Annotated in this window: 16 protein-coding genes; 4 read left to right on the top strand and 12 right to left on the bottom strand. The window is 41.7% G+C overall.

Annotated elements, in window-relative coordinates; all coding sequences use genetic code 11:
• Window positions 1-126 precede the first annotated feature (126 nt).
• Window positions 127-516 carry a hypothetical protein gene (locus tag CWC03_RS03110; RefSeq protein WP_138580534.1) on the top strand — a complete coding sequence of 130 codons (390 nt, stop codon included), beginning with the start codon at window positions 127-129 and terminating at the stop codon, window positions 514-516.
• Window positions 517-543: 27 nt separating this feature from the next.
• On the opposite strand, the gene CWC03_RS03105 is transcribed toward CWC03_RS03110, so the two are convergent.
• The 9 genes from CWC03_RS03105 to CWC03_RS03065 are packed head-to-tail and all read right to left on the bottom strand — an operon-like array spanning window position 544 to window position 5,627.
• The gene (locus CWC03_RS03105; RefSeq protein ID WP_138580533.1) at window positions 544-1,215 is read right to left on the bottom strand and encodes a hypothetical protein; all 672 of its coding nucleotides are present in this window, start codon (window positions 1,213-1,215) and stop codon (window positions 544-546) included.
• Window positions 1,202-1,756 carry a hypothetical protein gene (locus tag CWC03_RS03100; RefSeq protein WP_138580532.1) on the bottom strand — a complete coding sequence of 185 codons (555 nt, stop codon included), beginning with the start codon at window positions 1,754-1,756 and terminating at the stop codon, window positions 1,202-1,204. Before CWC03_RS03100 ends, CWC03_RS03105 begins: the two co-directional genes overlap by 14 nt.
• 25 nt (window positions 1,757-1,781) lie before the next feature.
• A complete protein-coding gene (locus tag CWC03_RS03095) occupies window positions 1,782-2,351 on the bottom strand; it encodes a hypothetical protein (protein WP_010606452.1) in 570 nt (189 codons plus the stop codon).
• Complete coding sequence (locus CWC03_RS03090) at window positions 2,348-2,539, bottom strand: hypothetical protein (RefSeq protein ID WP_010606451.1); 192 nt, start codon at window positions 2,537-2,539, stop codon at window positions 2,348-2,350. Before CWC03_RS03090 ends, CWC03_RS03095 begins: the two co-directional genes overlap by 4 nt.
• Complete coding sequence (locus tag CWC03_RS03085) at window positions 2,530-4,587, bottom strand: hypothetical protein (RefSeq protein ID WP_138580531.1); 2,058 nt, start codon at window positions 4,585-4,587, stop codon at window positions 2,530-2,532. The genes CWC03_RS03090 and CWC03_RS03085 overlap by 10 nt, the downstream gene beginning before the upstream one ends.
• The gene (locus tag CWC03_RS03080; RefSeq protein WP_138580530.1) at window positions 4,584-4,835 is read right to left on the bottom strand and encodes a hypothetical protein; all 252 of its coding nucleotides are present in this window, start codon (window positions 4,833-4,835) and stop codon (window positions 4,584-4,586) included. The genes CWC03_RS03085 and CWC03_RS03080 overlap by 4 nt, the downstream gene beginning before the upstream one ends.
• Complete coding sequence (locus CWC03_RS03075) at window positions 4,832-5,035, bottom strand: hypothetical protein (protein WP_138580529.1); 204 nt, start codon at window positions 5,033-5,035, stop codon at window positions 4,832-4,834. Before CWC03_RS03075 ends, CWC03_RS03080 begins: the two co-directional genes overlap by 4 nt.
• A complete protein-coding gene (locus CWC03_RS03070; protein WP_138580528.1) occupies window positions 5,032-5,268 on the bottom strand; it encodes a hypothetical protein in 237 nt (78 codons plus the stop codon). The genes CWC03_RS03075 and CWC03_RS03070 overlap by 4 nt, the downstream gene beginning before the upstream one ends.
• Window positions 5,265-5,627: a helix-turn-helix domain-containing protein gene (locus tag CWC03_RS03065; protein ID WP_138580527.1), complete on the bottom strand. Its 363-nt coding sequence runs from the start codon at window positions 5,625-5,627 to the stop codon at window positions 5,265-5,267. Before CWC03_RS03065 ends, CWC03_RS03070 begins: the two co-directional genes overlap by 4 nt.
• A gap of 158 nt (window positions 5,628-5,785) precedes the next feature.
• Between CWC03_RS03065 and CWC03_RS03060 the strand changes: the two genes are divergently transcribed.
• Window positions 5,786-6,220, top strand: coding sequence for a helix-turn-helix domain-containing protein (locus CWC03_RS03060; RefSeq protein ID WP_138580526.1), 435 nt, complete (start codon window positions 5,786-5,788; stop codon window positions 6,218-6,220).
• A 106-nt stretch (window positions 6,221-6,326) separates the two neighbouring features.
• On the opposite strand, the gene CWC03_RS03055 is transcribed toward CWC03_RS03060, so the two are convergent.
• Both CWC03_RS03055 and CWC03_RS23390 read right to left on the bottom strand, forming a co-directional pair.
• Window positions 6,327-6,608 (bottom strand): hypothetical protein, encoded by a 282-nt coding sequence (locus CWC03_RS03055; RefSeq protein ID WP_138580525.1) that lies wholly within the window; start codon window positions 6,606-6,608, stop codon window positions 6,327-6,329.
• Between the two features lie 526 nt (window positions 6,609-7,134).
• A complete protein-coding gene (locus CWC03_RS23390) occupies window positions 7,135-7,293 on the bottom strand; it encodes a hypothetical protein (protein ID WP_171040196.1) in 159 nt (52 codons plus the stop codon).
• 171 nt (window positions 7,294-7,464) lie between these two features.
• On the opposite strand from CWC03_RS23390, the gene xisR reads away from it, so the two are divergent.
• Together xisR and CWC03_RS03050 are read left to right on the top strand one after the other, a co-directional pair.
• Window positions 7,465-7,695, top strand: coding sequence for an excisionase family protein (xisR, locus tag CWC03_RS23385; protein WP_171040195.1), 231 nt, complete (start codon window positions 7,465-7,467; stop codon window positions 7,693-7,695).
• The gene (locus CWC03_RS03050; RefSeq protein WP_138580524.1) at window positions 7,647-8,825 is read left to right on the top strand and encodes a site-specific integrase; all 1,179 of its coding nucleotides are present in this window, start codon (window positions 7,647-7,649) and stop codon (window positions 8,823-8,825) included. The genes xisR and CWC03_RS03050 overlap by 49 nt, the downstream gene beginning before the upstream one ends.
• Before the next feature lie 16 nt (window positions 8,826-8,841).
• Here the strand turns inward: CWC03_RS03050 and CWC03_RS03045 are convergent, their stop codons facing one another.
• Window positions 8,842-9,774: an abortive infection family protein gene (locus CWC03_RS03045; RefSeq protein WP_138580523.1), complete on the bottom strand. Its 933-nt coding sequence runs from the start codon at window positions 9,772-9,774 to the stop codon at window positions 8,842-8,844.
• Between the last annotated feature and the right edge of the window lie 447 nt (window positions 9,775-10,221).

Genomic DNA, 10,221 nt, shown 5'->3' with positions numbered 1-10,221 from the left:
TAAGAATTTGAAGCATTTTAAGAAACAACCGAACCAAAAGGCTATGTTCCTAAAACAAACCTTGAACGAGAATCCCCCCCCCCTCTCTATGAACTTGAACCTGAATTTAAACTTGAATTTGAACCTGTGAAGGAAAGTGGTGCTATAAGGTCTATTTTTGTTAACAATGAGTTCTATTCAAATGGTAGTAAAATTGGTTTACCTAAGAATTCAGTCGAAGAATTAAATTTAACTCTAGATCTCAATAAGATGAGAAAGGGAAGTAAAATCAAGGTAGCACTTAAGCCTTTAATCTTAGACCGCAGCAAAATAGGAGATAAATTACATAAACAATATTCAGAGAAAATTTATTCAATAGAAGATATTGTGGGACATGGCGGTAACGGTTTCCTTGTTATCTCAGTACCCATTGAACTAAACCCCAGAGTAATGACCGTATCAATTTTAGAAGAATCAGTGATAGATGAATCTCCACTAGAAATGGAAAGAAGTGAGTTTGTCTTAGAGCCTATATAGAGTGGCATAGTGTTTAAAAAAGCCGCGCTAAGCGGCTTTTTTAAACACCAACTTGCTTTTCACCACGTTCCCCATACCCGGTGATTTAAAGTAATACTCAAGCTTGTTGAGCGCGACAATATCGGCAAGCGACACATCAATTTCTTTTGACATACGCTTTGCATCATCCTGTGAGTGCTGAATACCTACCCATTTATAAGGGCATTGAGAGGTGATTGTTTTACTCATTTCAACTACTCGTTGACCGATACAGTGCATGATAAAACCATACTTACGGCCAATTCTCATAAACCAGCCAAACACCGTATTATCACGCCCGACTGTCTCTGTCACTTCTGGGACTTCCTCACAAACAACATGTAGGCGTTTCGGGTGTAAACCGTCTCCAAACCCTTTTACAGCAGTTAAAAACTTCAAAAAGTAAGCGCGTTCTTCTGGTACTGTTAACGCAATCTTAAACCCCTGTTTAGTTGCCCTACCTGCTCGCAGTGCTTTAAAAAAGCTACCGAACGTTGTGTACCGTCTGACAACTCGCCCTTGGATCTGCTTAAAAGATTTATGCGGGTCCCAAAATACAACTTGGTCAGTGGGTTTGATACGTCCAAGCTTTTGAACAGCAGACGTTTTACCACCATCTGAACCCGCTACATAAAGGGTATTCTCGTTTGACAGCTTATCGTTACCATTAATTGGCTGCATGTGCTGCTTCCTCCGCAGGTTCAGCCTCCGCATTCGCTTGAGCATCGGCCATTTTTAGCGCTTTAATTTGTTTAGTCGCATTAAAAGAGAACGAGCCAAAGAACATGGCGGCCATGATCTCATCTTTGTAGCTGCCAAACATATCCAATGCCGCTGGCGCATACTTCTGAATAATTGGTTTTAACCGCTTTGCACCTTGTTTTTTCTTACCGTCTGCAATGCTAAAGCGCTCATGCCCATGGTCTTGAAGTAACGACTCAAGCATATCCATTGCATCAGCGGCGGTGGCTTCTGCTCCCTCATCACTGATCACTGCATCTTTTACTTGTGTGAGCGCGGCTTGTTGCATTTCTTCAGGCATTGCACCAATGGCGGACATTGGGTCAAAGTCGAGTTCCTGCTCTGCATCAAACTCTTTTAACTCTGCGGCCATTGCAGCCGCAGAATATTCGTTGATCTGCTCTGTTTGGATTGGCTCGTTTTGCTCTAGTACCGCATCGTCGTTGGTTTCTGTCGATTCTGTATTGATTACTTCAGTCATTGTCTGTCCTTTAAAAAAATATTAGTTATCTTGCAAGTGCGAGTAAGCAACCCACAACACCGCCACCTATCGCGCTTAACACGAGTTTTAGGGGTTTAATTGGGTCGTTAGCTGCTTTTTGAGGTGTGTTATTTATTGGTTGTGGTTTAGGTTCAGGCGCTAATTGCTCAACAACCTCGGCAACCACGTTTGATGGGGTTGCTGTCGGTTGTTCGGTAACAGCTACCTGTTCAGTCATTTCATCCAACTTCTCAACTAGTTGGTTTTGGTCTAATACCGCATCGCTATTGGTTTCTGGCTCAATCTCAGTCACGGTATTTTCGGTTAATTTAACCGACACAGGCTCACCCTCAGCGGCCAACAATGCTTCAATGTTTGGCTGCATGTTTGCACGGATTTTTGCTTGATACTCATCCCCGCTACTCTGATCACATTTGCATTTATCACAAATCAAATAACGCAAATGCGCCTTTTTAGTGCCTTGAGGTTGGTGAACGGTTGCAATCTCCCCGCAGTGATGACGGAACACGCCTAAGACAGGGTTTTTGCTGGTTCTAAGCGGCACAGTGCCGCCGTTTAGTGGTACGGTCTTCATGATTTTAATTCCTCTACTTGTTTTTCAAGCTGGGCAACTTTGTCAATCAAACCGCCTATTACGCCAAACGATAAATTAACCGCCTTGTCGGCCAGCTGTACCTTTTCTTTCATATCCCAAGCGCCTAGTGAATCGGCCTTTTTCTTGAGCTGAACGCATTGTTTAAAGTTATCTAAAATCAGGTCCATATATCCCCCGTTACTAAAGAATGGGCATCAACATCGCTTTCATGCGGGCTGATACGTTCAAATCTGCTATAAAAACTCATCACTGAATCAATCGACTCATCAATCACTTGCTGCGTCTTGATGAGCATCTTTGTCACTGCGTTTTCTTCTTTGCGCTGCTGCTTGATATGCTCCTGATCACAATCAGCGCTAAATATGGTTTGTAGCCGCCAGCCACGAACGCCAATCGCGTTATCCATAAACCGCTTAAACTCTCGGGCATTGGCAAACTTAGCAACGCCACCACGGGCAAAGTTGCCATTTAGCTCTTTGCCCATAGACTCAACTCTGTTGCTAATTGCCTCTATCTTGGCGGTAAGGCGTTCAATTAAACGCTCACGCTTTGTGGTAGTTTCTTGGTGCTTAATCCGCTCACGAAAAGCGATGGTTTCTTTTAACTCGTTTTGTACTTTGCGTTTACGCTTCCGCTTTGCCTCAAGGTATTGCAAATACTCTTGTATCAACGTGTACATGTGTTGGCTTTCATGAGTGGCGCAGTTCTCCCATGCTTCGGCTCGGGCATACTTTGAAATATTGTAGCGATTGCCTCTAATCTCCCCCTGATCACCTTTGCTATCTGAAGACATATAGCCCAACGCTTTCAGCAAATAAGAGCTGGCCGCAGCAGGGCTTTTAATGCGTTCAATATGCACCATGCCTTTACCCCAAAGGCGTTCCACACGTTCCGCCCACTCTCTAAAATGGTGGTGCGGCACATTCCAGCGCATAAGCATGTGCGCGTGATAGTTTTGATACCCGATAGACTGAACTTCGACTAATTCGCCATTTTCACCGAACGGGTAAAGGCGCGATTCATGGATTTTCCGTGGCGCTTCGGCAACCCACATGTAATCGAACACGGGCTTTTTCTTTGGATCTTGCTCGCATTCAATCTTGCAGATTTCCATTTTTTTATTCGTAATTGCGCGTGCTTCGCACTGTTCAATGCACTCAACAATGCCCCACGGATAAAGGCGCTCGTTATTGTGGAATACGTCTGTTTTCACAAACTCTTTAAATAGGCCTCGGGTGGACATCCAACCCCGTTTGTGCATTTTTCCCATCGAATCTAAGAATGGGCTCAGTTGCTCACCAATCGTGGCAAAGTCAAACTTCACATAAGTGAAGCGGCCATCGGCAATGATTTCGTCATTCTCGGCACATTCAAATTCTAGTTTTTCACCGTTCGCGTTATACCAGGGGGAAATCACATCACCCTCTTTCCCGCCACGGTCTTTTTTATAGTGCTTTTCATCGAGTTTTTTACGGGCTGCTTCATCAAGCGTCACGGTTAAAAATGCACTATATCCACCTTTTACGGCTTGCATGTACAAACCACTATCAATAATTTTTCCGCGAGCTCGGCTGGTAAGGGATCGCGTAATTCGTTCACCTGTGTTTGCGTCAGGAGCGTCACTGGTTGAGGTCATTTGAGTGCAAACAATGCGAAAATCATCACTCCAGTTTCTAGACTGGAAGTGAGCGCGGTTATTTTGGTAATGCGGCTTTACGATTTTTGGCTTGGCATTCGACTTGGTGTTTGGCTCGCGTTCAATCCTGCCAAGTACAGGCGATTCAAAATGACCGGCATCAACGAATGACTCATAAATCGGACGAACTTCGCCCGTATCAAAATCTAAACACTCACCATCGTGTATCCCTAAGTATTCTGCGCGTTTTTCTTTGCTCAGAGTACGCATGACACCGTTTCGTAACGAGTCTAGCTTGAGCTGCTTCTGGCGCTCTTTGATTTGCTTCTGAGTGGCAACTTCATGCGGTTTTGGCCGTGTCTGACTTTTGCAGCTTATGACAAGCCTAGCTTTTTCAATCCCCTGCGGGGCTTGCGCTTCGCGATTAGATCGAGCAAATGATTCAACGTACTCCTGCCACGTTATTGAATTTTCGACCTCCGTTTCAGAGACGTCTGGAATTGAGTCACGAAAAAAAGCGCCAGATTGGGCGCTTTGGATTGCTTCATGGAGAATAGAATCTGTTACTTGGTTTTTCATTGTTGGTCTGGAAAACTCTCACAACCCAACAACTCGTCAAGAAGCTCTTGCAGCGCCTCGCTAATATCAATCACTCCGCGCTCGTTAAGCGTGGCAATATCACAGCGCATTAACTCAACGCGATCTATATGCTCCCGCGCTTCAGACTTGACTCTTTCTTTTTCTTCTGGGGTTAGCTTTTGGTAATCAGAGATAATCCCCCAGTAATGTTCTATTCGCTCGTTTGTTAAATCTAAAATTGATTTCATTCTTCAATTTCCTCTACGTAACAGGTGTTAACTGGTGCGGCTAACCAAATACCGTCATCTCGGCCGCTGGCGGCGCGTGCTTCTTCATGTTGTTGGGTAACAATTTCTGCAAAGGCAAAGTCTGCCTCGTTTGGTTGGCTGCGGTTGTTGGAATACGCATGAAGCTGCGCGGTATCGTTTACAAAGTCGGTGCGAGTCATAGCCAACCTCTGTTTGCCAAAATTCGAGCATGTGCCAAACCTTGTAACGGGCTATTGCCGTGAATGCGCGGTATGGCTACGTCTTGCTTTGGTTGCACTTTCGGCATTGGGTTTGGAAAACGGCTTTTTGCTTCGTTGAAGATTTCACGAATTTTTCTAGCCTGACGCTGCCAGTGTTCGGGGTTTTCATTTGGGTCAATTAGCTGATCCACTTCGACAATGTACTGGCTCATAGCTGCCCGCCCTCAAGTGCAATCTCATTCGCAACAGCCGTTAAAAAGTTCACTTTCTCATCATGACTCGCGTTTATGCAGACAGATAAAATCGGCTTTCCAACTCTGCGCCCTTTTAGCGGTGACAGAGCAAAAGACCCATCTCTGTCGTTGAAGATTTGATACTGTTCCTTTAACGCCTCAGCAGAAACTTCGCCGCCTGTGAATTGGGATATTTTATTGGAAATATCATCTGGGACTCTCCTATATCCATATATATAGGCGGTTACAGCAGCCTCAGACTTACCGAGAAAAGCTATCAACTCTTGCTTCTTTGCTCTTGAATCGCTCTGCTCTTTTATCCAGTCAATAAGTTTCACAATCCCTCCTGTAATTTTACCTGTAAGCAAACTCAAGAATGAATGTAATATATTAGAGATATATTAGCAATACGTTTTTTTGATCAGATATGGGATTTGATTGGAAACCAATTGAACTGTAATATCTTTTTATAAATTACATTCTCGGTAAGTTTTTGATGGAAGCACCAAACTGGTTAAGTAAAGTTAAATACCTGATGAAAGAACAAGGTATAAAGCAAAAAGACTTAATGGGTATATTTGGCGTTAAGACTCAAGGAGGCGTTAGCCATTACTTCAGTGGGAGAAAGGTAGCATCTGACGCTCAACTTGAATCTTTAGCAAAACTATTCGGCGTAGACGTTTCACTGTTAATTAGTGAACCAGTTAGTGACAACAAGCATAGCATAGATGCACAAGCTCTCACCGAAGCATTCAAAACACTCGCAAGGCTTGATGATCTGAGTGATGAAGAGATAGTTTCTTTTTTTAGAGTTTACGAGAAAATGGGTGAAAACAGAATTGCAGAAGCTTACGACGTGATATCTGCCCTAAACAGACAACGGAAAGAAGAGTTAGAAAACAAACTATTCAAACTAAAAAAGGCTCAATAATGAGCCTTTTTATTTGTACTACTTTGGATCAAATGGGCTTGTCCCAATTGGCAGTCTGATAGGATTACCGCCAGAAACTTTCGTTAGTTCTTCTATGTTCAACAGCTTAACCATTTTTACTTCCTTTCGTTTTCTCAATTTGAGCAAGAACTTCGTCTCTCTTTTTTAGCATTATTATTTGAGCGGCCAAACTACCAGAACTCACGGCCTCTGCGTTCAACCCTATAGCTCTGCCCTTTACATAAGTATCCAAGCAGACAACATTTGAATATTCAATGCTCTTACAAGAAGCCCTGAATAAAAGCCCTGCAGCAACAAGCTCTTTGAATATCAAATAACTTGAAGCCAGCGCAACTACAAACAAAACTAAATTAGTAACGAAATCCATTTATAACACCGTCTATACGCTTTCTTTCAACAAATTTTGCTTTTGCATCGTGCGGATAATACACGCAACAGCAATAAAAACAAACATAATGTTAACACTAACAACAACAAACGTATACAAGTGTGACAAGTAGTTTGTTTCAAGGAACAGTTTCTCAGCCAAGCGCATCAAATGCATAACAGCTTGAACTGCATATAGGCATATAGCTGCCATGGCTATCCTTGTAAGCTTCAATTTAAACTTGTCATGCAAATTTCTAGTCATATGCATTGATAAAATGTAAATCGAAACGAATGAGAAATGCCATATTGCTTTTGAGACTCCTCCCCTGTACTCCGTTGCAATGGTATACAAATAAGGAGTCAACACATTCATGAGCAAAGAGAAGACTACTAAACAACTTAAGCTAACACTGTAGCTATCGAGCCTTCTAAAAGCGCACAGATAAACCAGCCATAATACAACATAAGCGAGTACAACATGCTCGCCTATAGATATTAATAACTGTTCAAACGGACTATACAAATTAATCCCCTTTAATTGAGTCACCTGAATTGCGCGCAGCAATATAGGACTTAGCTTTAGGCTTTTCATCCACCGGATCTAGTCCACTTCCACCAGTTCCACCAACTACTTTCAGCAATTCAGTCTTTGTTAAATTCTGTATTTTTTTACAACTTTGCATAGCTATATCTCCTCATAGCATGAATCTAATTTATAAGAAAAATTAGAAACAATCAAAATAATATTACAAAAAACTTGACCATGCTTGATATAATTACATAATATTTTACAAGCTGAATGATCGTACTGTAATCATATCAGAGACTAACAATGTTAAATAGTGAGAACAGATATGTTAAATCAAATGGGTTGTATCGGTTCATGGATACCGCAGGAAATGTACTTAAGGTTATACGGAGAGGAGAAAGGCACATTAGACGAACGGATCAGGCGTAAACACTGGATAAAGGGAACACACTATAACGTTCCGCGTGGTTCAAAAGGTCGTTGGATTAACATTGAAGAGGTAAACAAGTGGGCAGCGGGACAAACAAGCACGTCGGCGTATTTACACGCCAACTAAAGTCAGGTGAATGCCTGTATATTACGTTCTTTTATCAGGACGAACGCTGCCGAGAAGCTTTACCAGGATTAAATCCTGAATTAAAAGGTGATTGGGATTTTGCCTTTGGGCTTAAAAAGGAAATTGAGCGCATGATCACGCTTGGGAAGTTTAATTATGGTGATTACTTCCCAAACTCACCCAAGGCCAAAAAGTTTGCTGCAAAGTCCACGGCCACGGTTTTAGATTACCTCAACGACTACGTTAAATATGGTAGAAAGCGCGGTTTAAGCGTTTCTACCATCGAGGGCTATGAAAAGGCGATCAGAGCATTATCGCCTTTACACCACATCAAAGCCGCCAACCTCACCCCTGCCAATGTTAAGCAACTGGTAAAAGACTCGACTGTATCGTTAAAAACCATGCGTAACCGTTTAAGCGTATTAAATTCAGCAATGAACGAAGCTGTAGTTGACGGTGTATTACCGCTAAACCCATGCACCTCAGTAAAGCCACATCAGTATATGGATAAAGTCGAAAAGGTGTCTACTCGCGGCCAGCATGAGGACGTTGACCCATTTAAGCCAAAAGAGATCGAAGCAATTTTAAATGCTTGCAGAAACCAGCCTGAACGCCATTTACTCACTGTACTGTTTTACACGGGTATTAGGCCGTCAGAGGCAGCAGCACTGCAATGGATTGATGTTGACTTGATCAACGAAGAAATCAAAGTGTGTGAAGCTGTGATTTGGGATTCCACCAATAAAAAGGCCATTACCAAAGGCACTAAGACATCATCAGGTAATCGCGTTATTGAACTGCCCCCTTTGGCGCTTGAAGCACTCAAGTCACAAAAAGAAGTTACAGGACACGGCAAGTATGTGTTTATTGAACCACGCAGCAGAAAACAGTTAACCGGTGCAGCACAACTGCGCAAAAATATTTGGATTCCCGTACTTAAGAAAAGCGGCGTTCGTTACCGCCACCCTTACCAAGCAAGACACACTTTCGCCACCATGCTAATTAGTAAAGGACGCAATCTATGGTGGGTTGCCGACCAAATGGGGCACGATGGACCCGAAATGCTCTTTAGGCATTATGGTAATTACATTAAAGAGCATGATTTGAAATTGACACGAAAAAGCCGCTGATTAGCGGCTTTTTGGATTACTTCGATAATTTTTTCGAACACTCACCCAAGAATACTAAATTCGCAGCTGTTAAATGAAGGGTGTAGCTTACCAACTCAATTGATACTGTTGATATTTCATTGCCTTTACCATGGCTACCTTCTTTATTCCTGATAGTTGGAACTCCACTTTCTAGTAACCCTTGAAAATGATTAAACTGAGCTTGCATATAACTAGGAATTAGGTTGTTAGATAAACAAATATTAATAAGCTTTTTGGAAGTATCTGTAGGTTTAAAGTCCCATTCATGCAATGAACAAATGGCTTTCATCAAACTTTCAAATGATTTATTGCAATCAACTAGAGCCTCACTGTATCTTTGATGTCTATAGTGATTATGTGCTGACAGAAACTCCAATCTTGCTCCATCAAATTCTTGCAGGATTATCAAAGCTGGCTGTACGACCTCACTATGAATAAATTCGGAATCAACTCTTATGATCTCTCCACCCGCAAATTGATAACCAACCCCTGCAACTTTAAATCTTTCGTTTAGTTCGTCGATAGCATCATCAGCGCTTTGGCTTGTTCCCTCATGGTTCATTAGGCTTCTTTCATTCTTCCTCACTACGTTATCAACCACATGAAAAAACAGGTCTACAATATCCAAGCATTCTTCTACTTCTAAGTCTTCTCTCAGAAAGTATTCGAAAACGATATTTTTATATGAATTGCCATATCCTAATGACCTAACCCCTAGTTCTTTACACAGAATCTTATGTATCTGTTGGTAAATTTCAGCGGAAAGGTTATTCGCAAAGTCAACTGCATTGCCTGATCCAATAGTATCCTCTAAAATATGAACAATCTGATTCTTTAATTTACTGGATAACTCATCGTACTGATAGACGTCTGGAACTTCCCCATTTAGCCTCTTTTGTTTTGCTGAATAAAGCTCAAACATTGACATAATATTTCCTTAAGCTACAAAGCTCGATTGGCTTCACTATAGTTATTTATTACCTTTGTTACTGCCCCCAATATTAGGAGGAAAAATAAATAAAAACAAAAACAAAAGGTTACAAAAGATAAACCATTCATTCAAATCCCCCCAGCTCCACCAAATTTTAGCGTTTTAAAACAGCCAGTTAGAGCAACAAGCTCTGACTGGCTTTTTTGTTTTCGGGGCAAACATCCACATTTCATCCTAAAAAGTGTCCACATCGTGACCACATTTATATAAAGCCCAAAATCCGCATATTTATACCAATTGAATTAATTCTCTAATCAATTTTAAGGGTGAAATAGCATATTAGCTTCGTTAAAAATTTCTCATTTAGAACAACTAAATAGCAAAATTTTTGCCTTGCTACTAAAGCTATTTCCCCGCTTCAAGATAGATCATTTACTTAATACA

This window comes from Pseudoalteromonas sp. S2755 (assembly GCF_005886535.1).
In the GTDB taxonomy this organism is placed as follows: domain Bacteria; phylum Pseudomonadota; class Gammaproteobacteria; order Enterobacterales; family Alteromonadaceae; genus Pseudoalteromonas.
Note: the sequence above shows the minus strand (reverse complement) of the source record. Positions and strands in the feature narration are given on the sequence as shown.